The 26,812-nt window shown below is 68.4% G+C and carries 24 protein-coding genes; 17 read left to right on the top strand and 7 right to left on the bottom strand.

Annotated elements, in window-relative coordinates:
- Nucleotides 1-141: 141 nt before the first annotated feature.
- The 8 genes from iolB to ACPYN9_RS13865 all read left to right on the top strand — a co-directional run bounded on the left by iolB (nt 142) and on the right by ACPYN9_RS13865 (nt 9,377).
- Entirely contained in the window at nt 142-1,071 is a 930-nt protein-coding gene (iolB, locus tag ACPYN9_RS13900) for a 5-deoxy-glucuronate isomerase (RefSeq protein WP_424467135.1), read from the top strand.
- A 50-nt stretch (nt 1,072-1,121) separates the two neighbouring features.
- Entirely contained in the window at nt 1,122-3,020 is a 1,899-nt protein-coding gene (gene iolD / locus ACPYN9_RS13895) for a 3D-(3,5/4)-trihydroxycyclohexane-1,2-dione acylhydrolase (decyclizing) (protein ID WP_424467134.1), read from the top strand.
- Nucleotides 3,021-3,080: 60 nt separating this feature from the next.
- Nucleotides 3,081-3,992: a sugar phosphate isomerase/epimerase family protein gene (locus tag ACPYN9_RS13890; protein WP_424467133.1), complete on the top strand. Its 912-nt coding sequence runs from the start codon at nt 3,081-3,083 to the stop codon at nt 3,990-3,992.
- A gap of 27 nt (nt 3,993-4,019) precedes the next feature.
- Nucleotides 4,020-5,042, top strand: a complete 1,023-nt coding sequence (locus ACPYN9_RS13885) for a Gfo/Idh/MocA family protein (RefSeq protein ID WP_424467132.1) — start codon at nt 4,020-4,022, stop codon at nt 5,040-5,042.
- 12 nt (nt 5,043-5,054) lie between these two features.
- Nucleotides 5,055-5,927, top strand: a complete 873-nt coding sequence (locus ACPYN9_RS13880; protein WP_424467131.1) for a sugar phosphate isomerase/epimerase family protein — start codon at nt 5,055-5,057, stop codon at nt 5,925-5,927.
- Nucleotides 5,928-6,082: 155 nt separating this feature from the next.
- Nucleotides 6,083-7,552 (top strand): sugar porter family MFS transporter, encoded by a 1,470-nt coding sequence (locus ACPYN9_RS13875; protein WP_424467130.1) that lies wholly within the window; start codon nt 6,083-6,085, stop codon nt 7,550-7,552.
- Between the two features lie 107 nt (nt 7,553-7,659).
- Nucleotides 7,660-8,691 (top strand): DMT family transporter, encoded by a 1,032-nt coding sequence (locus ACPYN9_RS13870; protein WP_424467138.1) that lies wholly within the window; start codon nt 7,660-7,662, stop codon nt 8,689-8,691.
- Entirely contained in the window at nt 8,688-9,377 is a 690-nt protein-coding gene (locus ACPYN9_RS13865) for a GntR family transcriptional regulator (protein ID WP_424467129.1), read from the top strand. Before ACPYN9_RS13870 ends, ACPYN9_RS13865 begins: the two co-directional genes overlap by 4 nt.
- Before the next feature lie 183 nt (nt 9,378-9,560).
- Here the strand turns inward: ACPYN9_RS13865 and ACPYN9_RS13860 are convergent, their stop codons facing one another.
- Nucleotides 9,561-11,090: a DEAD/DEAH box helicase gene (locus tag ACPYN9_RS13860; RefSeq protein WP_424467128.1), complete on the bottom strand. Its 1,530-nt coding sequence runs from the start codon at nt 11,088-11,090 to the stop codon at nt 9,561-9,563.
- Nucleotides 11,091-11,422: 332 nt separating this feature from the next.
- Between ACPYN9_RS13860 and ACPYN9_RS13855 the strand changes: the two genes are divergently transcribed.
- Entirely contained in the window at nt 11,423-12,649 is a 1,227-nt protein-coding gene (locus tag ACPYN9_RS13855) for a galactokinase (RefSeq protein ID WP_424467127.1), read from the top strand.
- Between the two features lie 27 nt (nt 12,650-12,676).
- On the opposite strand, the gene ACPYN9_RS13850 is transcribed toward ACPYN9_RS13855, so the two are convergent.
- On the bottom strand, nt 12,677-13,726 hold the full coding sequence (locus ACPYN9_RS13850; protein ID WP_424467126.1) for a LacI family DNA-binding transcriptional regulator: 1,050 nt from the start codon (nt 13,724-13,726) through the stop codon (nt 12,677-12,679).
- Between the two features lie 128 nt (nt 13,727-13,854).
- Here ACPYN9_RS13850 and ACPYN9_RS13845 point away from each other — a divergent pair, with 128 nt between their 5' ends.
- From ACPYN9_RS13845 to ACPYN9_RS13835, 3 genes are all read left to right on the top strand, one after another.
- On the top strand, nt 13,855-15,069 hold the full coding sequence (locus tag ACPYN9_RS13845; protein ID WP_424467125.1) for a Gfo/Idh/MocA family protein: 1,215 nt from the start codon (nt 13,855-13,857) through the stop codon (nt 15,067-15,069).
- The gene (locus ACPYN9_RS13840; protein ID WP_424467137.1) at nt 15,069-16,073 is read left to right on the top strand and encodes a sugar phosphate isomerase/epimerase family protein; all 1,005 of its coding nucleotides are present in this window, start codon (nt 15,069-15,071) and stop codon (nt 16,071-16,073) included. Before ACPYN9_RS13845 ends, ACPYN9_RS13840 begins: the two co-directional genes overlap by 1 nt.
- Before the next feature lie 179 nt (nt 16,074-16,252).
- Entirely contained in the window at nt 16,253-16,660 is a 408-nt protein-coding gene (locus ACPYN9_RS13835) for a tautomerase family protein (RefSeq protein WP_424467124.1), read from the top strand.
- A gap of 115 nt (nt 16,661-16,775) precedes the next feature.
- Here ACPYN9_RS13835 and ACPYN9_RS13830 read toward each other — a convergent pair whose 3' ends face one another.
- Complete coding sequence (locus tag ACPYN9_RS13830) at nt 16,776-17,552, bottom strand: GntR family transcriptional regulator (protein WP_424467123.1); 777 nt, start codon at nt 17,550-17,552, stop codon at nt 16,776-16,778.
- Nucleotides 17,553-17,771: 219 nt separating this feature from the next.
- Between ACPYN9_RS13830 and ACPYN9_RS13825 the strand changes: the two genes are divergently transcribed.
- Nucleotides 17,772-19,106 carry a choice-of-anchor L domain-containing protein gene (locus ACPYN9_RS13825; protein WP_424467122.1) on the top strand — a complete coding sequence of 445 codons (1,335 nt, stop codon included), beginning with the start codon at nt 17,772-17,774 and terminating at the stop codon, nt 19,104-19,106.
- A 199-nt stretch (nt 19,107-19,305) separates the two neighbouring features.
- Here ACPYN9_RS13825 and ffh read toward each other — a convergent pair whose 3' ends face one another.
- The gene (ffh, locus tag ACPYN9_RS13820; RefSeq protein WP_424467121.1) at nt 19,306-20,877 is read right to left on the bottom strand and encodes a signal recognition particle protein; all 1,572 of its coding nucleotides are present in this window, start codon (nt 20,875-20,877) and stop codon (nt 19,306-19,308) included.
- 79 nt (nt 20,878-20,956) lie between these two features.
- Between ffh and ACPYN9_RS13815 the strand changes: the two genes are divergently transcribed.
- The 3 genes from ACPYN9_RS13815 to ACPYN9_RS13805 all read left to right on the top strand — a co-directional run bounded on the left by ACPYN9_RS13815 (nt 20,957) and on the right by ACPYN9_RS13805 (nt 23,071).
- Nucleotides 20,957-21,559 (top strand): gamma carbonic anhydrase family protein, encoded by a 603-nt coding sequence (locus ACPYN9_RS13815; protein ID WP_424467120.1) that lies wholly within the window; start codon nt 20,957-20,959, stop codon nt 21,557-21,559.
- 10 nt (nt 21,560-21,569) lie between these two features.
- Nucleotides 21,570-21,785 (top strand): SCO4848 family membrane protein, encoded by a 216-nt coding sequence (locus ACPYN9_RS13810; RefSeq protein ID WP_424467119.1) that lies wholly within the window; start codon nt 21,570-21,572, stop codon nt 21,783-21,785.
- A gap of 107 nt (nt 21,786-21,892) precedes the next feature.
- Nucleotides 21,893-23,071 carry a PQQ-dependent sugar dehydrogenase gene (locus ACPYN9_RS13805; RefSeq protein ID WP_424467118.1) on the top strand — a complete coding sequence of 393 codons (1,179 nt, stop codon included), beginning with the start codon at nt 21,893-21,895 and terminating at the stop codon, nt 23,069-23,071.
- On the opposite strand, the gene ACPYN9_RS13800 is transcribed toward ACPYN9_RS13805, so the two are convergent.
- Nucleotides 23,058-23,807, bottom strand: coding sequence for an SDR family oxidoreductase (locus ACPYN9_RS13800; protein WP_424467117.1), 750 nt, complete (start codon nt 23,805-23,807; stop codon nt 23,058-23,060). The genes ACPYN9_RS13805 and ACPYN9_RS13800 overlap by 14 nt on opposite strands.
- A gap of 177 nt (nt 23,808-23,984) precedes the next feature.
- On the opposite strand from ACPYN9_RS13800, the gene ACPYN9_RS13795 reads away from it, so the two are divergent.
- The gene (locus ACPYN9_RS13795) at nt 23,985-24,929 is read left to right on the top strand and encodes a sigma-70 family RNA polymerase sigma factor (RefSeq protein ID WP_424467116.1); all 945 of its coding nucleotides are present in this window, start codon (nt 23,985-23,987) and stop codon (nt 24,927-24,929) included.
- A gap of 12 nt (nt 24,930-24,941) precedes the next feature.
- Here the strand turns inward: ACPYN9_RS13795 and ACPYN9_RS13790 are convergent, their stop codons facing one another.
- Both ACPYN9_RS13790 and ACPYN9_RS13785 read right to left on the bottom strand, forming a co-directional pair.
- Complete coding sequence (locus ACPYN9_RS13790) at nt 24,942-26,306, bottom strand: MFS transporter (protein WP_424467115.1); 1,365 nt, start codon at nt 26,304-26,306, stop codon at nt 24,942-24,944.
- Nucleotides 26,307-26,393: 87 nt separating this feature from the next.
- Entirely contained in the window at nt 26,394-26,795 is a 402-nt protein-coding gene (locus ACPYN9_RS13785; protein WP_424467114.1) for a hypothetical protein, read from the bottom strand.
- Nucleotides 26,796-26,812 lie beyond the last annotated feature (17 nt).

Genomic DNA, 26,812 nt, shown 5'->3' with positions numbered 1-26,812 from the left:
GAAAGCCGTCACCAGCCGCTGGCTCGACCCCGCCAAGCACGGCGGCATCAACCTCGGCTTCCCCGAAAACGACTAACCAACCCAGCACGACCAGCGACCACCGCTGGCCAGACCATTCGCATGCAGAAAGACTCACGAGCAATGTCCTCACCCACAGCAGCCACCCCAAGGGACGCAGCAGAGAACACCTGGTTCAGGGCCCGCGGAGCCCTCTCGCGAGACGGCTGGGAGAGCGTTGTCGATGCGACGCTCCCCGGCTGGGAACACACGGGCATCCGAATCGCCGACCTCTCCGAGGGTCTGCGGCTCGAGCTGCCCGCAGGCGACATTGAGCGAATGGTCATCCCCCTCCGCGGGAACGCGTTCCTCGAGCTCGACGGGGCGGATGCGCCCGCCTCCGTCGAGCTCGAGGGGCGCCCCTCAGTCTTCGACGGGCCGGCCGACGTGGCCTACCTTCCCGTCGGGACCAGCGCCACCGTCACGGGACACGGCAGGGTCGCCGTCGCCGAGGCGCCGACCACGCAGGTCTTCCCGTTCCAGGTGCTCCGCAAGGCAGATGTGCCGGTCGAGCTCCGAGGCGCCGGTCGTTCGAGCCGACAGGTGCAGAACTTCGGCATCCCCGGCTCACTGCAGGCCGCCAAGCTCATCGTGTGCGAGGTCATCACGCCGGCCGAAAACTGGTCGTCGTACCCGCCGCACAAGCACGACGAGCACCACCCCGGCCACGAGAGTCGCCTTGAAGAGATCTACTACTTCGAGAGCGAGCCCACCAAGAACGCAACCGTGCCAGAGGGAGCCGATGCCTTCGGCATGTTCGCGACCTACACCTCGCCAGCGGGCGAGATCTCGATCAACGAGATCGTCCGCACCGGCGACATCGCGCTCGTCCCGTTCGGCTACCACGGCCCCGCCGTCGCGGCCCCTGGCTACGACCTCTACTACCTGAACGTCATGGCGGGCCCAGACGAGGCACGCGAGTGGCTCATCAGCGACGACCCAGCCCACGGTTGGGTTCGCGAGCAGTGGACTTCCCAGGAGTTCGATTCCCGCCTCCCCTACGGCCCGCAGTAGCCAGCACCAGCACACCAAGCACCCAGCTCCACCAAGAAGAAATGACGCAGATGTCAACCAAGCGAATGACCGTCGGCCAGGCCCTCGTCGAGTTCCTCGGCAAGCAGTACACCGTCGACGGCGACGTGCGTGAGCGCACCATCCCCGGCATGTTCGGAATCTTCGGCCACGGCAATGTCGCCGGCATCGGCCAGGCGCTCAAGCAGGCCAACGTCGAAGATCCGACGCTCATGCCGTACTTCCAGGCACGCAACGAGCAGGCGATGGTGCACCAGTCGGTGGGCTACGCCCGCATGCGCCGCCGCCGCGCGACCTACGCGAGCGCAGCATCCGTCGGCCCCGGCGCCGCCAACATGCTCACGGGTGCCGCACTCGCGACGGCGAACCGCCTGCCTGCGCTGCTGCTGCCGAGCGACACCTTCGCGACCCGCGTCGCCGACCCCGTGCTGCAGCAGCTCGAGTTCCCGCACGACACGGGCATCCAGGTGACGGATGCGTTCCGTCCCCTCTCGCGCTTCTTCGACCGCGTGCAGCGCCCAGAGCAGCTGTACTCGATCGCGCTCGCCGCGATGCGCGTCCTCACCGATCCCGCCGAGACGGGCGCCGTGACGATCGCCCTGCCGGAAGACGTGCAGGCCGAGCTCATCGACGTGCCCCTCGCCTTCCTCGAGGAGCGCGAGTGGCACATTCGTCGCCCCCTCCCGGAGGCCGGCCCGCTCGCCCGCGCCGTCGAGGCGATCAGAAACGCCAAGAACCCGCTCATCGTCGCCGGCGGCGGCGTCATCTACTCCGGTGCCGAGAACGAGTTGCGCGCCTTCGTCGAGGCCACGGGCATCCCCGTAGGAACCAGCCAGGCGGGCGGCGGCTCCCTCGACTGGGACCACCCCCAGTACCTCGGCGGCATCGGCGCCACCGGCACAACCGCGGCCAACCGCCTCGCCGCGCAGGCCGACGTCGTCATCGGCATTGGCACCCGCTACAGCGACTTCACGACGGCCAGCCGCACCGTATTCCAGAACGACGGCGTGCGCTTCGTGAACATCAACGTCGCCGCCTTCGACGCGTACAAGCACGGCTCGCAGCTGCCCGTCGTGGCGGATGCGCGCGAGACGCTGGTGCGCCTCATCGGCGCCCTCTCGGGGTACCGCGTCAGCGACGACTACTCGCGGCAGATCGCCGCCGAGAAGAGCGAGTGGGACGCAGCGGTCGACGTGGCCTTCGAGCCGAGCGGCCTCGATCTGCCAGGCCAGCCCGAGATCATCGGCGCCGTCCAGTCCTCCAGCGACCCGCGCGACGTCATCGTGCAGGCCGCAGGCTCACTCCCGGGCGACCTGCACAAGCTGTGGCGCGTGCGCGACCCGCTCGGCTACCACGTCGAATACGCGTTCTCGTGCATGGGCTACGAGATCGCCGGCGGCATGGGCGTGCGCCGGGCGGCACCCGACCGCGACGTCATCGTCATGGTCGGCGACGGCTCCTACCTCATGCTCCACACCGAGCTCGTGACGGCGGTCGCCGAGGGCATCAAGATCATCGTCGTGCTCATCCAGAACCACGGCTACGCCTCCATCGGGCACCTCTCCGAGACGGTCGGGTCCGAGCGCTTCGGCACCTGGTACCGCGCCTTCGACGAAGCCGGCTCCAACTTCCAGGGCGACCAGATTCTGCCCGTGGACCTCGCCGCGAACGCACGCAGCTACGGCATTAACACGATTGAGATCGAACCGACCGCCAACGCGATCGACGAGCTGCGCGAGGCCATGGCGAAGGCGAAGGCCTCCGACACCTCGACGCTCATCCACATCAACAGCGATCCCCTCATCTACGCGCCGGACGGCGAGGGATGGTGGGACGTCCCGGTCGCCGAGACTTCGACGCTCGGCTCCACGCGGGACGCGCTCAAGGACTACACCGAGCAGAAGGCCGCCCAGCGGCCACTGCTCGGCTGACCCTCACCCCACACCATCTCCCCGCAGCACCTCATCACCATCAACAGAAAGCAGACGACGATGTCGCAGAGCATCCGAATCGGTACCGCACCTGACTCCTGGGGCATTTGGCTCCCCGACCACCCTGGGCAGATCCCGTGGCAGACGTTCCTCGACGAGGTCGTCAAGGCCGGTTACACGTGGATCGAGCTTGGCCCGTACGGCTACCTCCCGACCGACCCGAACCAGCTCTCCGACGAGCTCGAGTCTCGCGGCCTGAAGCTGTCGGCCGGAACCGTCTTCACCGGCTTCCACAACGAAGACGAGAGCCAGTGGCAGCGCGCCTGGGACCAGGCCATCGCCGTCGCGGGGCTTGCGTCGAAGCTGGGCGCGGAGCACCTCGTCACGATCCCCGACATGTGGCGTGACGACATCACGGGCCAGGCCAAGGAGGCACGCACGCTCGACGCCGAGCAGTGGAAGCGCCTCGCGGCCGGCCACGACCGCCTCGGCAAGGCGCTCCTCGAGGAGTACGGCGTCAAGCAGCAGTTCCACTCGCACGCCGACAGCCACGTGGGCACCTACCGCGAGGTCGAGCGTCTGCTGGGCGAGACCGACGCCCAGTACACGAACCTCTGCCTCGACACCGGCCACTTCTCGTACTACGGCGGCGACAGCCTCCGACTCATGAACGCCTACCCGGAGCGCATCGGCTACCTGCACCTCAAGCAGGTCGACCCCGACAAGCTGTTCGACGTGCTCAAGAACGACGTGCCGTGGGCAGAGGCAGCGGCCGACATGATCATGGTCGAGCCGCCGAACGGTATCCCCGAGCTCGGCCCCATCGTTGCCCGCGCGGCGGAAATCGACCCGAACATCTTCGGCATTGTCGAGCAGGACATGTTCGGCTGCTCGGCCGACCGCCCGTACCCGATCGCCGAGCGCACGCTCAAGCACATCTGCGGCTCCACGCCCGCGGCCCGCGCCAAGTAGTCCCTGAGAAGAACAGGAATCAACGACATGTCAGCAACTGACCTCCGCGTCGGCGTCGTCGGCGCCGGCCTCATGGGCGCCGACCACATCGCACGCATCACGAAGCGCATCAGCGGCGCCATCGTCTCGGCTGTGATCGAGCCAGACGAGGGACGCGGCACCGCGGCGCTGCAGAACGCGCCAGGCGCGCGGTGGTTCACGCGCATCGAGGACGCGATCGCGGCGAATGCTGTCGACGCGGTCGTCATCGCGACGCCCGGCAAGTTCCACGAGCCCGTCCTCCTCCCGGCCCTCGCCGCGAAGCTGCCGATCCTGTGCGAGAAGCCCCTCACCGCCGACTCCGCGTCGTCGCTGCGGGTCGTCGAGGCCGAGATGGCCGCATCCGACCGCCCGCTCATCCAGCTCGGCTTCATGCGCCGCTTCGACGCCGAGTACGCGCGCCTCCGCGAGATCATCGCCTCGGGCGAGGCCGGGGAGCTGCTCGCGCTGCGCGCCGTGCACCGTAACCCGGACGTGCCGGAGAGCTACACGCAGGACATGCTCATCAACGACTCGGTGGTGCACGAACTCGACGTTATCCCGTGGCTCGCAGGCAGCGAGATCCGCAACATCGAGATCAAGTACATGCGCCGCAACCCGAACTCGCCGGAGCGCCTTCGCGAGCCGATCCTTGTGCTCATGGAGCTCGAGAACGGCATCCTCGTCGACGTCGAGATGAACGTGAGCATTCGCTTCGGCTACCAGGTCGCGACCGAAGCCGTCTTCTCGAACGGCCTTGCCCGCATCGGGCAGGCCAACGGCGTGCAGACCTGGTCCGACGGCGCGTTCGCGAAGGAAGAGCACCGCTCGTTCGTCACCCGCTTCGCTGCCGCCTACGACGTGCAGATCCAGCGCTGGGTCGACGCGGTCGCCCGCGGCACCATCGACGGCCCCGACGCCTGGCACGGCTACCGCGTCGCGCTCGCGTGCGAGGCCGGCGTGAAGGCGTTTGACGGCGGCATCGTCGAGGTGCAGCAGGTTGAGCGCCCCGCGTTCTACGACAAGGCATAAGGAGACACTTCTATGGTTCGCATCGCGCTGGACCCGACGCCGTTCCACCACGACGCCGGCTTCCTCGAGTTCCCCGACATCGCGGCCCGACTCGGCTACGAGTACCTGCAGATCACGCCGCACCCCGACTTCTCGTGGTTCTTCCGCCACCCGTCGGCCGACGACGAGTATGCGCTGAAGTTCAAGAAGCGGGCGGCGGATGCTGGGGTCACGATCCCCGCCATCCTGCCGGTTCAGCGCATCTCGGGCCCCGAGGAGGCGGGCCGCCTCGCGGCGGTCCGCAACTTCACTCGGGTCATCGAGCTCGCCTCGCTCCTCGAGATCCCGGTGATCAACACGGAGTTCAGCGGCGAGCCGTCGCAGTTCAACGAGTCCGAAGACGCGTTCCACCGTTCCATGGAGACGCTCCTGCCGATCCTCGAGCGCGAGGGCATCCAGCTGAACATCGACCCGCACCCGAACGACTTCGTTGAGGACGGGCTCGAGGGGTGGCGCGTCATCCGCGGCCTGAACAGCAAGAACGTCGGCTTCGTCTACGTCGCCTCGCACACGTTCCACTACGGCGACCGGGCGACGACCCTGATCCCGGAGCTCGGCGACCGTCTCGGCGCCGTCTACACGGCCGATACGTTCGACCACCACCGCTCGCACGGGCTGCGCTACATCTCGAACCCTCCGGGCAACGAGGCGCGCATCCACCAGCACCTGCGCATCGGAGACGGCGACGTCGACTTCGCCGAGCTGTTCTCGACGCTCAAGCAGGTCGGGTACCTCGATCGACCGGACGCCCTCATCGTCTCGAACGTCTTCGCCGAGGACGAGCGGGCCGACGAGGTCTCCAAGTTCCAGCTCGAGAAGATTCGGGAGCTTGTCGCCTCCTCTTGACTCGGTGTGGCCCCGCAGCTCCAAGCTGCGGGGCCACCTTCGTTGGTGATGCATTTGTCAGGACATATTCACATCACGTCATTTTTTGGTTACCATCAAGACATGCGTTCGCAGAAGACGCACCTCGCAGCACCTCGCACAACCCCGCAGCATCCATGACAAGGACGTCCAGAATGGCCTCATCGCACCCGGCAGGGAACACTGCCGAGAAATCACTTCCGCCGCTCACCGCAGGCCCCCACCGCTCGCGGCTCGGGCTGATCTCGATCGTCGCCTGCTTCGGCGGCCTCCTCTTTGGTTATGACACCGGTGTCATCAACGGGGCCCTGAACCCGATGACCGCAGAGCTCGGCCTCACCCCCTTCACCGAGGGCGTCGTCACCAGCTCCCTGGTGTTCGCGGCCGCCCTCGGCGCCATCTTCTGCGGTCGACTCTCCGACAGCTGGGGCCGCCGCAAGACGATCATCCTGCTCGCGGTGCTCTTCTTCCTCGGCACGCTCGTCGTGGTCTTCACGCCGAATTTCGAGGTGCTCGTCGTCGGGCGCATCCTCCTTGGCCTTGCCGTTGGCGGCGCTTCTACCGTGGTCCCGGTCTTCCTCGCGGAACTTGCACCGTACGAGATCCGAGGCTCCATCTCCGGCCGCAACGAGGCGGCGATCGTTATCGGTCAGCTTTCCGCGTTTGTCATCAACGCCATCCTCGGCAACACGCTGGGGCACCTTGACGGGGTTTGGCGCATCATGTTCGCGATCTGCGCCATCCCGGCCATCTGCCTCTTCTTCGGCATGCTCCGCATGCCCGAGTCGCCCCGCTGGCTCGTCGAGAAGGGCCGCGACGCCGAGGCGCTCGAGGTACTCAAGACGATCCGCTCCCCCGAACGCGCCGAAGCGGAGCTCGCCCAGGTCGAGAAGGTCGCCATCGAAGAGGGGAACGAGAAGCAGGTCGGCTTCGCGGCCATCCTCAAGAACAAGTGGCTCCTCCGCATCCTGCTCATCGGCATCGGCCTCGGCGTCGCGCAGCAGCTCACGGGCATCAACTCGATCATGTACTACGGGCAGATCGTGCTCATCGAGTCCGGCTTCGACTCGAGCGCGGCCCTCATCGCCAACATTGCGCCGGGCGTCATCGCGGTGATCGGTGCGTTCATCGCCCTCTCGTACATGGACAAGTTCGACCGCCGCAAGACCTTCATCATCGGCTTCACGCTGACGACTGTTTGCCACCTGCTCATCGGACTGTCCTCGATGCTCCTCGAGGTCGGCAACCCGCTGCGCCCCTGGGTCATCCTGTTCCTCGTCGTCGCGTTCGTCGGGTCGATGCAGACGTTCCTCAATGTGGCCGTGTGGGTCTACCTGTCTGAGGTGTTCCCGCTGCACATGCGCGGCATCGGCATGGGCGTCTCGATCTTCTTCCTCTGGGTCGCGAACGGCTTCCTGTCGCTGTACTTCCCCTCGCTCGTCGACGGCATGGGCATCACCGGAACCTTCTTCCTGTTTGGGGCGCTGAATGTGGTCGCGCTGATCTTCGTGGCGACGCAGATCCCGGAAACTCGCGGTCGCACGCTGGAGGCGCTGGACGAAGACGTCACGACCGGGGCGATCTTCCTTCCGAGCGCGAAGAAGTAACTCGCCACGCTGCTCAACGAGCGATGGGCTCGGCCTCTCAGACCGAGCCCATCGCTCGTTGTCGTCTCGCCACACCCGCTCCCGGATTGTGTAACAATCTTCGCGTGATGCCTCTCCTTCTTGTGCTCTTCGCGGCGGTGTGCTTCGGCACGACCGGTACCGCGCAGGCCCTCGGCGCGCCAGAGGTGAGCGCGTTCTTGCTCGGAGCCGCCCGGCTCGCGGTCGGCGGAACGCTCCTCGGCGCCTGGGCGCTCGTCGCCGCGCAGCGACGACGCCGCGTCCGCGCGTTCGTCCCGGGGACAGCCCAGCTCGTTCACACGCGGGGTGCAGGTCGTGCCTCACTCGGTCTGGTTGCGCTCGGCGCCCTCGGAGTGCTGCTCTACCAGCCGCTCTTCTTCGCCGGTACCGCCGGGAGCGGCGTCGCCGTCGGCACGGTACTCGCGCTCGGCTCGGCGCCCGTGCTGACCGGGCTCCTGCAGTGGGCGCTGGAGCGACGATTCCCCGGCCTCAGCTGGGGTGTCGCAACGGCCATCGCCGTCCTCGGCGTTGCCCTTATCGCCGCTGCCGGCTCGGGCGGGGCCGGCGGCGCGCAGCTCGGCGGTATCGCCGCGTCGATCGGCGCGGGCGCGAGCTACAGCCTCTACACCCTCTCGGCGAAGGCGCTCATGAACCGCGGCTGGAGCTCCGACGCCACGATGGGCACGGTCTTCGGCGTCGCGGGCGTTGTAAGCATTCCGCTCCTGCTGGCGAGCGGTGCCGAGTGGATGCTCACCCCGGCCGGACTCGCGACCGCCGCCTGGCTCGGCCTCGTCACGACGACGATCGCCTACCTCTGCTTTGGTGCGGGCCTCGCACGCCTGCAGGCCGCGACGGTCTCGACGCTGACCCTCGCCGAGCCGCTGACCGCGAGCATCCTCGGTCTCCTCCTCCTGCGCGAACAGCTGCAGACGCTCGAGTCGTTCGGGCTCGCAGTGCTCGCGGCGGGCATCGTCGTGCTGGTGCTGGGGTCGACGGGCGCCCTGCGGCGCGGTCCGAAGGCTGCACGATCCGGGGCTGCGCGATCCGCGGCTGGGCGGTCCGCCCCTTCGGAACGCCTCCCCGCGCATCCGGCGGCACCGGACGCGGGACGCGAACGATGAGCCGCGCGGGCACCTCCGGCCGCGCGGGCACCTCCGGCGGCGCGCGCCGACCGACCGCGGCGTCACTCCTGGCCGCGACGCTTCGGGACCGGATCCTCGAAGGCACCTACGCCAGAGGCGAGGCGTTGCGCGAAGAGCATCTGGCCTCGGAGTTCGGGCTCTCGCGGCACACGGTGCGCACGGCCCTGGCCGCGCTCTCCGCTGAGCGCCTCGTTCACGCAGCCCCGTACAAGGGCGTGCAGGTCACGAAGCTCGACGCCGCCGAGATCCGCGCGATGCAGGACCTGCGCTGCGCCCTCGAATCGGAGGCCGTGCGCATCCTGAACGAGACGTACCCACACGGCTGGTCCGTCGAGGTGCTGGCGCCCATCCTCGCACGCATCGCGCGCCTGCGAGCGCTCGAGGCCACCGACGCCGACTCCTGGCGCCTGCTCGAGACCGCGCATGCGGCCGTGCACCAAGCGGTCATCGACGCCGCCGGGAGCCCAAGGATCAGCGAGGCGGCGCGCGCCCTCGAGAGTGAAGTCCGTCTCTTGCTGGCGGGAGCGCACGAGCACTACGGTGCGGAGGGCCTCGCAGACGAGCATGAAGACTACGTGCGCCTCCTCCAAGCCGAGGGCCCGGACGCCGTTCGAGCTCACCTCGACGCGCTCACGGCGCACCTGCTCGCCGCTCCGCTCCCCTGACGAGTGCATCCACACGAGGCAAGCAGGCTCATCTGCCGACGAAGCTGCATCCTTCGTGTGGATGCACGCGGCGAGGCCGGGAGAGAAGGCGGGTGGAAGAGGCGGGTGGAGCGTTCAGACGCCGAACGGGCGGCCCGAAGTGCTCGGACCGCCCGTTCTGGGATGCTGACGCTGCAGCGCTGACTACTGGCCGGACGACCAGCTGGCGCGACGTGAGCCGCGCTCGCCGCCGCGCGACGGAGCCACTGCCGACGAGGTGCCCGCACGACGCGGGCGCCCCTCGCCACGGCGCTGGCCCTGAGCCGCGCCTTCGCCACCCTGTGCACGTGCGGGACGCGATGCGGAGGTCGAGGACGTCTGCGACGAGGCGCCGCGGCCACGACCGCCGCCCGTCGAACCGCCACGAGGCGAGCCGCCGCGCGCGGAGGCGTTGTCGCGCTTGCGGCGAGCATTGGCACCCTGGGAGGTTCCGCGACCCTGGTTGGCCTCGGCGTTGCCCGATCCGGGGCCGCCCGGGACTGGGCGCACGGTCGGTGCGACCTCGCCGATGAGCTCGGTCACGAACGGCGAGGTGACGCTCGCGCGCTGCGGGGTCACGCCGATCTTGGCGCGTCGGAGCAGCTGCTCCGTGTCCTTGCGCTGGCTCGGGAGCATGAGCGTGACGACGTCACCCTCGGAGCCCGCGCGGGCCGTGCGGCCGGAGCGGTGCAGGTACGCCTTGTGCTCTGCGGGCGGGTCGACGTGCACGACCAGCTCGATGGCGTCGACGTGCACGCCTCGTGCGGCCACGTCGGTCGCGACGAGCACGTTGACCTCGCCACCGGAGAACGCGGCGAGGTTGCGGTCGCGCGCGTTCTGGGACAGGTTGCCGTGCAGGTCAACGGCGGGGATGCCCGCAGCGGTGAGCTGCTTCGCGAGCTTCTTCGCCTGGTGCTTGGTGCGCATGAACATGATGCGGCGCCCCTTGCCGCTTGCGAGCGCGTGGACGAGCGCGGTCTTCGCTTCCGGCGTCTCCGCCTCGTACACGTGGTGCGTCATGGCCGCGACGTGTGAGTTCGACTCGTCGACCGAGTGCAGGATCGGGTCGTTCAGGAACTTCTTGACGAGCTTGTCCACGCCGTTGTCGAGCGTGGCCGAGAAGAGCAGACGCTGCCCGTTCTGGGGCGTTGCGTTCATGATGCGCGTGACAACGGGCAGGAAGCCGAGGTCAGCCATGTGGTCGGCCTCGTCGAGCACGGTGACCTCGATGGCGTCGAGGTTCACGATGCGCTGCTTCATGAGGTCGTCGAGGCGACCGGGGCAGGCCACGACGATGTCGACGCCGTTCCGGAACGCTGTCTCCTGCGGTCGCTGCGAGACGCCGCCGAAGACCGTGGTCACGGTGAGGCCCGCGGCCTTGGCCAGGGGCTCGATGACTGCGGCGACCTGTGTGGCGAGCTCGCGGGTCGGGAGCAGCACGAGGCCAAGCGGGCGGCCCGGGCGGCGCTTGCCACCTGAGACGGCGCCAGCGAGGCGGGCGACGAGCGGGATCGCGAACGCGAGCGTCTTGCCGGAGCCCGTCTTGCCGCGGCCAAGGACGTCGCGACCCGCGAGCGTGCTCGGCAGGGTCGACTGCTGGATGGGGAATGCCTCGTGCTTGCCTGCTGCGTCGAGCACGCTCACGAGTGACTTGGGGACGCCGAGCTCGGCGAATGTTGCGGTTGTTTCCGTCATATGGAGGTCTTGCCTTTCAATCGGCACGCAGAGAACGCACAACACTCGTGTGCTGCGCTCTTGCGGCGATGATGCGGGCGAATGTGCCCGTTCGCCGCAACTCGTGAAATCGTGCCGAGGCAGGTATGAGGGGCCTCGAACAACAAACGGTACGACGATCGTGGGAAATAGGACCCACAAGCTCACGACCATAGCACGCTCCACTGTCACCGACCAGATGGGAGGCCTGGATGCGGGAGTTTCGGCGGTCGTTCAGGACGCGCTCATTAGAATCGCCCTGCGCATGCACAGGGGCGGACGACCATCGCCCAGGCCTGAGAAACGGTGGCGAGATGAGCAGAGACCTGACGACGATCGTCTGCGAGGGCTTCAGGGCCGCGTTCGAACGCGAACCCCTTGGGGTCTGGTCGGCGCCAGGCCGGGTCAGCATCATGGGTGACCACACCGACCTGCAGGATGGCGTTGGCTATGCCTGCGCAATCCCGCTCCGCTCGAGCGCGGCGATCGCCCCGCGAGACGACGGGCGCATCCGCATCGTCACCGACCTGTCGACCGAGGAAGCCGTCACCGACCTGAGGTCAATCTCGTCGGAAATTCCGACCCGCGATTGGCGCGCGTACCCCCTCGGGGCGATCGCCAGCATGCTCCGCTTCGCCCGTGAGAACCCACCGGAGGGCACCCGCGGCGACGGCGATGAGACGGACCCCGGAGTGCCCTTCTTCCTCGGGACTGGCCTCGAGATCTTCCTCACGACCGACGTCCCCATCGGCGCCGGACTCGCCTCCTCCGCGTCGGTGTGCGCGACCATCAGCACGGCACTGAACGACTTCTGGGGCCTCGGCATGAACGTCGAGGAGCTCGCCGAGATCGGCAGGCAGACCGAAGCGGAGATCGTCGGGGCGCCAAGCGGATTGAGCGACCACATCACCGTGCATGCCGCACGCGCCGACGAGGACGTTTTCTTCGACGCACGCGGCTCGGACGTCTCGATACTTCCGGCCCCAGGTGCGGCGGAATCCGGCCTCGCCCGAGTGCTCATCGACACCAGGGAGTCGCACCGGAACTGGTCGGCGGAGTTCGCGGCGCGGGCCGACGACTGTGCGCGCGCGGCGAGCGCCCTCGGCTACCAGACCCTCAGGGAAGTGCGCCCGGCAGAGCTCGACGCGGCAGCGGACACGCTCGACGAGGTCGTCTTCCGTCGCGCACGCCACGTCGTGTCCGAGATCGCGCGCACGCTGGAGTTCACCAAGCTCATGCGCACCGGCGAGTCGCCGGAAGAACGCAATCACCTGCTCGCCGCCTCCCAGGCCTCGCTTCGCGACGACTTCGAAGTCTCGACCGAGCGGATCGACTTCACGGTCGAGTTGGCGAACTACCTCGGGGCCGCGAGCGCTCGGATGACGGGAACCGGACTGGGCGGATCCGTCTTCGTGCTGCACCCGGCCGACAAGGTCGAGGAGCTGCGCGAGAGCGTGTTCGGCGCCTACGCCGAGCAGGGGTGGGAGGAGCCCATCGTGCTCGCGTTCGAGCCGGAAGCCGGAGCGCGACGCGACCGGTGAGGTCACTGACCCCACCGATTGCCCGCCTCAGACGCCCCGTCTCCGCGCGCCAGTGGACCCTCGCACCGTGAGCGACGGCTGGATGAGCGTCCGTATCGGGCCGTCGGCAGCTGAATCCTCCGCTTCCCGGGAAGCAGGACGCCGTTTCTCGATGCGAGCGAGGAGCAGCTCAGCGGCCGCACGGCCGACATCGGCACTTCGATCGTCGACCGAGGTCAGCGACAGGTGGTCGGCGCCGGCAACGTGAGAGTCGTCGTAGCCGATGACCGACACGTCTTGAGGCACCCGCATCCCACGCTGACCCAGGGTCCCGAGTACCCCCAGCGCCATGACGTCGTTGGCCGCGAACACGGCCGTGCAGTTCGGCCAGCGCTCGAAGAGGGCACGCGAGGCTCGACGCCCCTCCTGCTCATCGGTGGCACGCTCGCCGCCCACCACGCGGGGCTCGAGGCCCGCCCGCAGCATGGCACCCTCGTAGGCCGTTCGCCGGAGCTCGGCGGCGCGGCCACTCCCGGTCACGTGTCCGATTTCTGTGTGGCCAAGCGCCAGCAGATGCTGGACGGCGAGCCGGGCACCAGCCTCATCGTCATTGGCGACGAGGTCGGCACCCGCAGGAACCGTCGCACGGTTGCCTGCGACGACGGTCGGCACGGGGAACCCCTCCGACGGAACCGCATCCACGTCGCCGCCGATCACGAGACCCTCGACCCCCGCCGCCAGGAAGCCACTGACGGGTGACTGCTCCAGGTGCGCGTTGAGGTTGGCATCCGCAACGGTGACGTGGAAGCCGGGCGCGTCGAGCACCTCCTGCATGCCCTCGAGCAGATCGACGAACCACGGGTTCCTGAAGTCGTCGATCATGACGCCGATCGCCTTGGTCCGATTGCCGGCGAGCGCGGTGGCGGCTCGGCTCGGCAGGTAGCCGAGCTCCCGTATGGCGGTGCGCACGGCCGCCCGCTTCGCATCGCTGACCCGAGGCGAGTTCTGGAGCACCAGAGAGACCAGCGACTTCGAGACGCCTGCCCGATCGGCGACGTCGTAGATCGTCGGGCGAGCCTGACGAGAAGAGGGTGACATTCGACACTCCGGGAGATTGTGTTTGACAGGACATTACCTCATGACCTACGTTCCAGTGTAGCGCTCCAACACCGTCGTCGGTCGCCTGCGCTCACCCACCACAGCCCTCACAGAACACCGGAGAACCAATGTCCAAGCCACTGGGCGTCGCCGTCATCGGCGCAGGAATGGCCGGGCGCGCGCACGCCGCTGCCTACCGCGTCGCATCCACCCTCTACAGCCCGACGCTGCCGGAGATCCGCCTCGTCTCCATCGGAGACGTCAACCCCGAGTTCGGCGCCCTCGCAGCCAAGCGCTTCGGCTACGAACGCACCGATTCGTCGTGGCAGGCTATCGCCGCCGCCGACGACATCGACGTCGTGAGCGTCGTCATCGCGAACTCCCTGCACCGCGAGGTCGTCGAAGGCCTGCTAGCAGCCGGCAAGCACGTGCTCTGCGAGAAGCCACTCAGCGACTCCATCGAAGATGCGTACGCGATGGCTGAAGCCGCCGACCGCGCCGACTCGATCGCCCGAGTGGGCTTCACGTTCCGCCGCACCCCCGGCATCGCCTACATTCGCCAGCTCATTCAGGACGGCACGCTCGGCGAGGTCCTCCACTTCAGCGGCCGCTACTGGACCGACTACGCATCCAGCCCCACCGCACCCATGAGCTGGCGATTCAAGGGCGGCGCGGGCACCGGCGCGCTCGCCGACGTCGGCAGCCACCTCGCCTACGTCGCCGAGTTCCTCTGCGGCGACATCCAGGAGATCAGCGGCGGACGACTCAGCACCGTCATCACCGAGCGACCACTGCCCCTCGGCGCGGTGCTCGGCCACGACCACGCGGCCGTCAGCGACACCTACGAACCGGTCGAGAACGACGACTACGCGGCCTTCTCGGCGAAGTTCGAGCACGGTGTCGGCGGCTTCGAAGTCTCCCGCGTCGCCCCGGGTCACGCCAACAGCCTCATCTTCGAGGTCTTCTGCGAAAACGGTGCGGCCCGCTTCGACCAGCGCCGCCCCGCCGAGATCGAGCTGTTCCTCAAGACCGGCGAAGGCGCGCAAAACGGGTACCGCCAGGTCATCCTCGGACCGGAGCACCCCTACATCGGGGGCGGCCTGGCCATGGATGCGCCGAGCGTCGGTTTCGGCCAGAACGACGCTTTCGCGTACCAGGCGCGCTCCTTCCTCGAAGAGGTCGCGGGAGTGCCGGAAGACCAGGCACTCCCCCGCTGCGCGACCTTCGCTGAAGGCATCCACAACATGGAACTGCTCGGCGCCGTCGCCGAGTCGGCCGCCGCTGGCGGCGCCACCGTGACCATCGACTCCTCGAACACGATCTCCGCGAAGGCAGGTGCATGATGCGTCTCGGCGTCTACAACGCGATCCTCCACGACCGCAGCCTCCCAGAGGCGATCAAGGTCATCGCAGACCTCGGGCTCACGGGCATCGAGCTCAACTCGGGCGGCTTCCTCCCGGCGACGCACATCCCAAACTTCGACGAGATCCTCGAGAGCGACGAGGCGCGGGATGCGTTCCTCGCGCAGTTCGAGGGCACCGGCGTCGAGATCGCCGGCCTCAACTGCAACGGCAACCCGCTGCACCCGGACCCGGCCATCGGCGAGAAGCACGCCGAGGACATCCGCCGATCGATCCGCCTCGCGGCACGACTAGGCCAGGACCGGGTCGTGACGATGTCCGGCCTGCCGGGCGGCGAGCCAGGTGCGACCACCGTGAACTGGGTCGTCAACGCGTGGAACTCGGCGGCACTCGATGTCATCGACTACCAGCTCGACGTTGCCGCGAAGTTCTGGGCCGAGATCGACGAGTTGGCGCGCGAGCACGGCGTGAAGGTCGCGCTCGAGCTGCACCCGCAGAACGTGGCCTTCAACCCGGCCAACTTCCGCGAGCTGATCGAGCGCGCGGGAACGACGAACATCGGCGTCGAACTCGACGCCTCGCACCTGTTCTGGCAACAGATGGACCCCGTGGCGGTCGTGCGCGACCTCGGTAAGTGGGTGTTCCACGCGGCCGCGAAGGATGTGCGCGTCAACCCCGCGGCCGCCCTCTACGGCGTGCTCGACAACCGGTTCCGCAAGCTCTCCGCCGACGAGCCGCGCACCAACCTTGGTGGCGACGAGTGGGCAAACGAGTGGCCGAAGGATTCGGCATGGGACTTCGTCGCCCTCGGGCGCGGCCACGACACGGAGTTCTGGACGGAGTTCCTGCGCGCGCTCTACGAGGTCGACCCTGAGATGTGGGTCAACATCGAGCACGAGGACACCTCACTGGGCCGCATCGAGGGCCTCGAGGTGGCCGCGAAGGTACTCACCGACGCCGACGCCGCGCTCACTGCGTCGCGCTGAGCTCAGACTTGGGCTGGACTCTTCTGCGAGAGCTTCCCGCCCGGCCACCTGGGCCGCATCCACCCGGATGCGGCCCTTCGTGGTTCGCGGAGACCTCTTCAATTGTTAGGACATTAGGACTTTTAGCGGTACGCTGGTGCACAGACAACGACCTCCCTTCGACCCAAGGACATCGCACCATGCCTCTCGTACGCATCGACGTCAACGCCGGCCGCACCCCCGAGCAGATCTCGTCCATCGCCGACGCCATTCACGACGCCATCGTCGCGGAGTACGGCATCCCCGCGCGCGACCGTTTCCAGATCATCACCGAGCACCAGGGCGGACAGATCATCGCGCAAGATGCGGGGCTCGGCTTCGACCGCTCATCAGACGTCGTCATGATCCAGATCTTCACGCAGCGAGGACGCACCACGGAGGCGAAGCAGGCACTCTACGCGCGCATCGCCGGGGCCCTTGGCGAACAGGGCATCGAAGGCAACGACGTCTTCATCGGCTACGTGGAGAACGGACCTGAAGACTGGACCTTCGGCTTCGGCCGCGCCCAGTACCTGACCGGCGAGCTCGCGGTCCCGAACCGCGCCTAGCGCACACGCCTCGACCCAGCTGGTCGACGACGAACGCCCGCGGCCGAGCCGCGGGCGTTCGTTGTGTCAGTGCCGAGCGGACAATGGAGAGCGGAGCAGCAGAGCGGACCGCGAGTCAGCGCTCGACGAGTGTGATCTCGAACGTATAGAGATCAGGGCGGTAGCAGTGACGCCCGTATTCGACCGCGCGACCCGTCGCATCGAACGCGACGCGGGACATGGTCAGCACGGCGGCACCGCCCGAGAGGTCGAGCAGGCGCTCTTCCTCGCGTGAGGCTGCCCTCGCCCCGATGCGCTGCTTAGCGATTCGCATCGTCACGCCCCTCGCTCGCAGGAGCTGATAGAGGCCATGCTCGACGAGCTCGTCCTCCGTGAGCTCGACAAACGGCTCAGGAAGGACGTTGTCAAGAATTGCGAGCGGCACGCCGTCGGCGCTGCGAAGGCGAGAGATGTGGAGCGTCGGGCTCCCGACCTCGATGCCGAGCGTCTCGGCCAGCTCTGCGCTCGCGGCCTCGACCCGACGCGAGAGCAGCGTGGTCGTCGGCTTCTGCGCTGAGCGCTCGAGGTCCTCGTAGAGACTCGTGAGTTCGACGTTGCGCGTCACCGGCCCGTGGACGACCTGCGTCCCGACACCCCGACGGCGCACCAGCAAGCCCTTGTCGACGAGCTCCTGGATCGCACGGCGAACCGTCGGTCGCGAGAGGCCGAGCCGGTGGCCGAGCGAGATCTCGTTCTCGAGCTTCGACCCCGCTGGCAGCGTGTCGTCTCGGATCGCCTTCTCAATGCGCTCCGAGACCTGGTGATACAGGGGCACTGGGCTCGAACGGTCAATGCCGACGAAGAGCCCGAGTGGGAGCCTGGCCTCGCCCGTTGTCGCAGCTTCATTGCTCAATGGCGCACTCCTCAGACGACTGGATGACGTGACAAGCGTACCTGCCTCAGCGCTTGCATCCGCTGACCCGAGCGGAGTGGCGGTCCTTCACACGAGCCACACCAGGCACACACCCGGCGTCACGGCGCGAAATGCTACGTCGAGTTCCTCACCATTCGCTTGATTTGCGGCGAACTCGAGGCTTAGCATCAGCCCGACCCACGACCCATTGGAGACCCCATGCGTGTGCGCACGACCCTCGCCGCAGCGGCAACCTCGGTCCTGTTTCTCGGAGTCGGAGTCGGCACCGCCGCCGCTTCGCCCGGGCAGACGGTGACCGACCTCTCGACACAGACCGCCGAGGACCTCGTCACGTCCCTCGTCGGCGATGAAACCGTCGTCTCGAACATCACCTACACCGGCGCGCCGACCGCATCCGGCACCTACTCAGGATTCACCGACCTCGGCGTCGAGAGCGGTGTTGTGCTCACGACCGGGGAAGCGGGCGAGGGCGGCGCGCTGCTCGGCCCGAACACCGATGGCTCCACGAGCACCTCGCACGGCCTGCCGGGTGACGGAGACCTCGACGCGATCGTCGGCGGGTCGACTCGCGACGCCGCAGTGCTCGAGTTCGACTTCGTGCCGACGGAGGACAGCATCGCGTTCTCGTACGTGTTCGGCTCGGAGGAGTACCAGGAGTTCGTCGACTCCAGCTACAACGACGTGTTCGCGTTCTTCGTCAACGGCACCAACTACGCGACGTTCGACGCAGACGGCACGCAGACCGCCGTCGCGATCAACAACATCAACCACCTCCGCAACACCGGGCTCTACCGAGACAACCCCGTCGACTCCAACGCCTACGACACCGGACTCGACGGACTGACGACGGTGCTCGGCCTCTCCGCTCCGGTCACCCAGGGCGAGACCAACCACATCAAGCTCGTCATCGCCGACCGCGGCGACTCGAGCTACGACTCGGCCGTCCTCATCCAGGCGGGCAGCTTCCGCTCGAACACCGCGCCGACCGCCGACTCGCAGACACTCTCGACCGACATCGACACCGCGCTCGAGATCACCCTCACCGGCTCCGACGCGGAAGATGACCCGCTGACCTACACCGTGCTCACCCAGCCCGAGAACGGGACCCTGACCGGCGAAGGCGCGAACCTCACGTTCACGCCAGACGAGGGCTTCGAGGGCGAGACCAGCTTCACCTTCTCCACGAACGACGGCTCGCTGGACAGTGAGGTCGCGACGGTCACCATCACCGTGAGCGACACGGTCGTGACGCCCACGCCGACGACGACCCCGACCGAGACGGCCACACCGACACCAACCGCAACGCCGACGCCCACCGCCACGCCGACCGCGACAGTCGTTCCCCCGGTTCCGACGACGACGCCGCCGAGCGCCAGCCCGACCGCGACCGCCACGACGCCGCCAACACACGGTGGCGGCCTCGCGACGACGGGCGCTGAAGGCTTCGCACCGGCACTTGCGATCGGTGCAGGCCTCCTGCTCACGGCCGGTGCCGCCCTGCTGCTCACGCGACGCCTGAGGAAGGCTGAGTAGCGCGAACCGAGCGCAGCACTGGAGGGGCGCATCCACCGCACTGGTGGATGCGCCCCTTGGTCTAGAGCTCGCTCAGGCGACGAGCAGCGACCAGCACCGACGAGCAGCGACCAGCAGAGACGAGCGGAGGGGCGCATCCGTCCAACTTGGATGCGCCCCTCCGTGGGGTCGTCGTGCGCCCGACTGCGTCGGGAAGAGCTCAGCCCCGGCCCAGGTACTTCTGCAGCTGCTCGAGCTCAGCCTCGCTTGGCTGCCCGTCGCCGCCCGCTGGGCGCCCGAAGCCCGCACCGCCGAACGCCCCGCCTGGCCGCTTCGGAGCCGCGGCCTCTTCGATGGCCTGCTGCGCGCGCTTCGCGGGGTTGCCGCTGCGCTTGCCCTGCTGCTTCTTCTTGCCGCCCTTGGCCGCGGCCTTGCGCCCGCCGTGCTGTCCGGGGATGGGTCCCATGCCAGGGATCTGGGGGGTTCCGCCGCGAGCGACGGTCTTCATCATCTTCGCCGCCTGCTCGAAGCGCTTGACGAGCTCGTTGACGTCGGTGACGGTGCGCCCCGAGCCGCGCGCGATGCGGGCGCGACGCGAGCCGTTGAGCAGCTTCGGGTTCTGCCGCTCCGCCTTCGTCATCGACTGGATGATCGCCTCGGTGCGCACCAACTCGCGCTCGTCGAAGTTCTCGAGCGCCTCCTTCATCTGGCCCATGCCGGGGAGCATGCCCATCATCTTCTTGAAGTTGCCGGCCTTGCGAAGCTGCTGCATCTGCTTCAGGAAGTCGTCGAGCGTGAAGCTCTCGGTCGCCAGCTTGCCGGCGATCTCCATCGCCTCTTGCTCGTCGAAGGCCTTCTGGGCCTGCTCGATGAGGCTGAGGATGTCACCCATGTCGAGGATGCGCTTGGCCATGCGGTCGGGGTGGAAGACCTCGAAGTCGTCGAGCCCCTCACCGGTCGACGCGTACATGATGGGACGCCCGGTGAGCTGTGCCACCGAGAGGGCCGCGCCACCGCGGGCGTCGCCGTCGAGCTTCGACAGCACGACGCCGGTGAAGTCGACGCCTTCCTGGAAGGCCTTAGCCGTCGCGACGGCGTCCTGACCGATCATCGCATCGATCACGAACAGCACTTCGTCCGGGTTCGTCGCGCGACGGATGTCGGCCGCCTGCTTCATGAGCTCCTGGTCGACGCCGAGGCGCCCGGCCGTGTCGATGATCACGACGTCGTGCAGCTTGTCAGTTGCGAAGCGGACCGCGTCCTTCGCGACGCGCACGGGGTCTCCGACGCCGTTGCCTGGCTCCGGCGCGTACACCTGCACTCCGGCCTGCTGGCCGACGACCTGCAGCTGCGTCACTGCGTTCGGGCGCTGGAGGTCGGCGGCGACCAGCAGCGGCGTGTGCTTCTCGCCGGCGAGGCGCTTCGCGAGCTTGCCGGCGAGCGTCGTCTTTCCTGCACCCTGAAGACCGGCGAGCATGATGATCGTCGGCGGCTGCTTGGCGAACTCGATCTGGCGGGAGTCGCCGCCGAGGATGCGCACGAGCTCCTCGTTGACGATCTGCACGACCTGCTGCGCGGGATTGAGGGCGCGGTTGACCTCGTCGCCGAGGGCACGCTCGCGCACGTGCGCGGCGAAGTCCTTGACCACGGGGAGCGCGACGTCGGCTTCGAGCAGCGCGCGACGGATCTCGCGAACGGTGCCGTCGACATCGGCGGGCGTGAGCTTGCCCTTGGAGCGGAGGCCGGCGAGCGTCTGCGTCAGCCGGTCAGAGAGGTTCCCGAAAATGGCCATAGTCCGCCCATTTTAGCCGAGGTGGCGAGCTGCGGGGTGCGAGGTGGCCAGGGCGCGACGCAACTGCGATCATCGGAGCATGACCATCGCCTCGCCGCTCATCCTCCCCTTCGAGGGCAAGACGCCACGCATCCACGAATCCGCCTGGATCGCGCCGGGCGCCGTCATCATCGGCGACGTGGAAATCGGGCCTGATTCCTCGGTCTGGTATGGATGCGTGCTGCGGGCGGATGTGGGTGGCCGCATCATCATCGGGGCCAGGTCGAACCTGCAGGACGGCACCGTGGTCCACGTCGAGCATGACGTGGACACGATCATCGGCGACGACGTCACGGCCGGCCACCAGGCGCTGCTGCACGGAACGACGATCGCCGACGGCTCCCTGATCGGCATGAAGGCCGCCTGCCTGTCGCGATCCGTCATCGGAGCGGGCTCGCTCGTCGCCGCGGGAGCCGTCGTCCTCGAGGGCGCGAGCATTCCCGACCGAGTGCTCGCGGCCGGCCTGCCCGCGAAGGTCCGCCGCGAGCTGACGGCCGAAGAGAGCGCCGCGTTCATCCCTCACGCGGCTGGCTACGTCGCGCTCGCGCGCCGACAGAGCTCCGCGAGCGAGGCCCTCTCGATCGACCAGACCCGGCGGGGCGAGCAGCCACGGCCGCACGACGGGGTACCGCCCCGCGAATAGGCTTGGCGGCATGGTCCTCCTCGCAAGCATCGCGCTGCTCGTCGGCGCCGTCTTCAACGTCGTCGTCTGGCCGTCCTTCTACCGCCGGGTGTCCAATGACCCGCGCGCCCGCGACGCGAACGGCCGCCCCACCCGCTTCCTCACGGTGCACGCGGTGCTCGTCCTCGCCGCGCTGATCATCGGCATCGCCCAGGCGCTCCTGGGGATCCTGCTCCTCACGAACTAGCGGCAGCTTTCTCAGGGCAGCGCACGTCAGCCCTCGCCGCACGGAGCCGCAGCCCAGCCTGCTCAGCTTGACTGTCGGCATCCGTCGTCGAACGATTGGTCGCCATCATGCGCACGCGCACCGCTTCCCTGACCGCCCTCGCCGCCGCCGCGGCCCTCACGCTCTCGGGCTGCTCGACAGGTGCCGCGCCCGCCGATCCCCCGGCAACGGAGGCGCCGCCGTCCGCAGCGCAGGCCACCGGCTCGCCTGCACCGTCCACGACGTCCACGACACCACCACAAGAGGCGGGTCCCGTCACCGCAAGCGGTGCCCCCAGGGTCGTCACGACGGGACTCGTGGCCCCGTGGTCGGTCGTCGAGCTCGAGACCGGGGACTTCCTGGTCAGTGAACGCGACTCCGGCCAGATCCTCGAGGTGTCCGCAGACGGTTCGAGCGCGAACCGGGTCGTGACGACGATCGAGGAGGTCGAGGCCGGCGGCGAGGGGGGCCTGCTCGGTCTCGCGCTCGCTGGCACGAGCGACGACGACGAGCAGTGGCTCTATGCCTTCTACACGGCGGCCTCGGACAACCGCATCGTGCGCTTCCCGGTCTCCTGGGAGGGCGGCCTCGGCGTCGGCGCCCCAGAGGTCATCGTCGATGGCATCGCGAAGGCCAGCAACCACAACGGCGGGCGGCTCGCGATCGGCCCAGACGGCTACCTCTACGCCTCGACGGGTGACGCCTCCCAGACGCAGCTCTCGCAGGACCAGAACTCGCTCAACGGCAAGATCCTCCGCATGGAGCTCGACGGGTCGCCGGTCGCTGACAACCCCTTTGGCAACCTGGTCTACTCGATGGGACACCGCAACCCGCAGGGGCTCGCCTTCGACGGCGCCGGAGGGCTGTGGGCGAGCGAGTTCGGGCAGAACACGTGGGATGAGCTCAACAAGATCGAGCCGGGCGGTAACTACGGGTGGCCCGCCGTTGAGGGGCAGGGCAGCGACCCCGCCTTCCTCAACCCCGTCCTGCAGTGGCCGACCGGCGAGGCGAGCCCGAGCGGCCTCACGTTCACGCGCGACACGCTCTTCATGGCCGGACTCGGTGGCGAGCGCCTCTGGCGGATCGCGATTCCCGAGGCGTCCGAGGCGACGGATGAGGCGCTCTACGTCGACGAATTCGGCCGACTGCGCGACGCCGTCGTGACGTCCTCGGGCACGCTCCTTGTGCTCACGAACAACACCGATGGGCGGGGATCGCCGCGCGCCGGCGACGACACCCTGCTCGAGTTCACGCTCAGCGTGACGTGACCCGACGGAGCCATTCCGCGTAGCTCTCGCGCCCCGTCTCGTACGTGCCGGTCGGAAGCAGCGTGCCGTCTCGCATGGCGACCATGGATGCGCCGGGCAGCCTGAGCGGCACGTACAGCACGTTTGCTCCCGTAGCTCGACCGTAGCTGCGCACCATGTCGACGAGTCGCTCGCGAGCGGGCCCCGCGAGCTGCAGGGTGTCACGGCGGGGCTGGCCCTCCGCGAGGTCGAGGAGCTTGGCCGCGACCTCAGCGGCCGCGACGGGCTGCGTCACCATGACGGGAATCGGGGCGATCGGTCCCTTGCGGAGGGTAGCGAGCATCTGCGGCGCGAACTCGTGGAACTGGGTTGCCCGCAGGATCGTCCACGGCACCTCGCCCGCTTTCACTGCACGCTCCTGCGCGAGCTTGCCCTCGTAGTATCCGGAGGGCGAGGTGTCGATGCCGACGATGGAGAGCGCGACGTGGTGCGTGACTCCCGCCTTCCGTTCGGCCTCGAGCAGCACCGCCGAGGTCGTGCCGTAGAACGACACGGCCCGGTCTCGGTCCATCGTGGACAGGTTGAGCACGTCGATGACGGCGTCGACCCCCGCGAGCGCCGTCTCGGCGCCATGGCCCGTCATGAGGTCGACGCCATTGGACCGCGTGAGTACGACGATCTCGTGTCCGCGCGTGCGCGCCTGCTCGACCACGAGGCGTCCAACGCACCCAGTGCCTCCAGCGATTGCGATCTTCATCCGCTACTCCTCTGCTCTTCGGTCCGGCGGCCTCGTCCGACGCCGCCGCTTCGTGTTCGGCGGTCACTTCCATGACGAACCAGGATGCGCGAAAGTGAGGTGGAAGCCAGATGCTCCTCGTTCGCGCGCATCCGCCGTCGCGGACGCGCCCGATTTCCAACGAACGGAAGGCCCCGCGTGGACGACACCGACACCCGAGTTCACGAGCTCGACGCTGAACGGAGCCGGCTCGAGGCGATGGCGTTCCGGATGCTCGGGACGCGCGCCGAGGCCGAGGACGCCGTGCAGGAGGGCTTCGCTCGGTTCCTGTCGATGTCGGCACACCAGCAGGCCGAGGTTCGCGTGCCCGCCGCCTGGCTGACGCGGGTCGTGAGCCGCATCTGCCTGGACGTGCTCGGCTCCGCCAGGCGGACCCGCGAGCACTACGTCGGCGAGTGGCTGCCTGAGCCACTGCCCGCGTCGGCGCTGCCGCAGGCTCCCGAGGCGGTCGATCCCGAACGCGCGGCGGTCCTGGCCGAGTCGGTGAGCACCGCGCTGCTCGTGGTGCTTGAATCGCTCACCCCCGCGGAGCGTGTCGTGTTCGTGCTGCGCGAGGTCTTCGCCGTGCCGTTCGCCGAGGTGGCAGAGGCGCTGGACAGGTCTGTCGATGCCTGCAGGCAGCTGGCGGTCTCGGCCCGGCGCCGCCTCGCGCACCGCGGCGCCTGGCACCCCGGCGATGGCGTCGCGACGTCATCGGGAGCGTCCGCCGCCACCTCACGGGCGGCTCGCCTGCACGAGCACGACCAGCTCGTCGAGGCCTTCGCCCTCGCCACGCAGAGCGGAGACCTCGACGCCCTCACGCGCATCCTCGTCGCGGGCGCAAAGCTGCGCTCCGACGGCAACGGGATGCGCGGAATCGCGCGACGTCCCGTGGTGGGTGCCGACAACGTCGCGCGTTTTCTCCTAGGGATCGCGGCGAGGCGTCACGACATCATCTTCGAGCGGTCGTCCTCGGCCGACGGCGCCTGCCTGGTGGTCCGGAATCGCTCGGGCCTGGAGGCCGTGCTGAACGTCGGCACCGCTCGGGGGAAGATCACCGACGTCTGGATCGTGCTCGTCCCCGAGAAGCTCACGATGTGGTGATGGTGCGGTTCGTCAGCTCACCGTCGTGGTCGTGGTCGCCACGTTCCGGATGCCGAGCCACGAGGTCAGGGCGCCTGCGAAGAAGAGGCCAGCGGTGACGACCATGAGCGGCTGGTAGCTGTCGACGTCGATCGCTCCCCCGGCGATGACGCCGATCATCGCGATGGCGACAAGGCCGGCGACCCGGGAGATGGCGTTGTTCGTCGCGGAGCCGATGCCCGACTGCGCCGCGGGCACAGAACCGAGGATGGCCGAGGTGAGCGGCGCGACCGTCATCGACAGCCCGAGCGCAAACACGAGCACACCGGGCAGCACCTGGGTCCAATAGTTCACCTCTGCGCCGAGACCCGAGTAGAGGAGCGTGCCGACTCCCGCGAGGATAGGGCCGAGCGTCATGAAGATGCGTGGCCCGAACTTGCCGCTCAGCGAGCCGAACCACGAGGAGAGCGCGACGTTCGCGATCGACATGGGCAGGGTGGCGAGGGCGGCGAAGGTCGCGCTGAAGCCTGCGACCTGCTGCAGGAAGATGGCGAGCACGAAGCCGCCGAGCGACAGCGCCCCGTAGATGAAGACCGTCGCGATGTTGCCAGTCCAGAAGTTGCGGATGCGGAATAGCCCGAGCGGGAGCATGGGCTGCGGTGCGCGCGCCTGCCAGAAAAGGAACGCGGCGAAGCTCAGGAGTCCGAGTACAAGCGGCAGCAGCACGACCGGACTCCCCCAGCCGTAGTTGCCCTGCTCGATGAGCGCGAAGACGGGTCCCCCGAGGCCGAGGAAGCCGAGGACCGCGCCCAGGACATCGATGCGGCCGCCGGACGGTGCGTCGAAGCCCGCGTCGAGGCGGCGCAACATCCACAGGGTCACGAGGATGGGGACGACGTTCACGCCGAAGACGAGCCGCCAGGTCAGGTAGTCGGCCGCGAGCCCGCCAAGGAAGGGGCCAGCCAGGAAGGCGGCGCCGGTCCACGCCGTCCAGACGCCGATCGCCTTGGCCTGGGCGGCGTCCCGGAACGCGGAGATGATGAGCGCCAGCGAGCTGGGCACGAGGAGCGCCCCGGCGACGCCCTGCAGCGCGCGGGCCACGATGACAAACTCTGGCGTCGGCGCGAGGGCGATCGCGACGCTCGTGACGCCGAAGCCGATGAGCCCGAAGCGGAGCACGGAGATGCGCCCGAACACGTCGGAGAGTGAACCCGCGAGCAGGATGAGCGAGCCGAGCGTGATGAGGTACGCGTCGACGATCCACTGCTGCGTGCCGAGGCCACCGCCCAGCTCGGCGACCATGGCGGGCAGGGCGACGTTGGTCACCGAGCCGTCGAGGAAGGCGACGAAGGAGGCGAGGATCGCGATGACGAGGATCTGGCGTTGCTGGCGGGTCACGGGGCAGGCAACCGTCGCGGGCGCCGTTTGCTTCCCCACCGCGGAGAACTGATCGGATTGTCTCGCGCCATGGGAAAGTCCAGGGCGCTAGCGGTTGTGGGCGTCGCGTGGCCGTTCGGCGTCGTCCGATCGCGGACGTGCCCCTGGCTCTGCAGCCAGACGCCGCAGGATCGACGGGCGCAGCAGCTCGATCCGGAGCAGCTCGGACAGAGGCTGGTCATGGAACACCGGCAGGGTCTTCCAGCGAAGCGCGCACGAGACGGCACCTGACGCGACGGCGACGAGCGCGTAGATCACCCCGATCCAGGTGAGCGAGGGGAACGCCGTGCACACGAGCAGGCCGGCGACGATGATGCTGACCAGGGCGAAGCCCTTGACGGGCCACGAGTTCGCCGGCACGGAACCGACCGCGTAGAAGACGCCGCCGCTGCCGGCCAGCACCACCGAGAGCGCATACGCGAGGAACACGAACAGGGCATCCGACAACATGAGCGACCTCCTCGACG

Source organism: Pseudoclavibacter helvolus (genome assembly GCF_049707175.1).
Taxonomy (GTDB): Bacteria; Actinomycetota; Actinomycetes; order Actinomycetales; family Microbacteriaceae; genus Pseudoclavibacter; species Pseudoclavibacter helvolus_A.
This window is presented reverse-complemented; position numbering and strand designations above follow the sequence as displayed.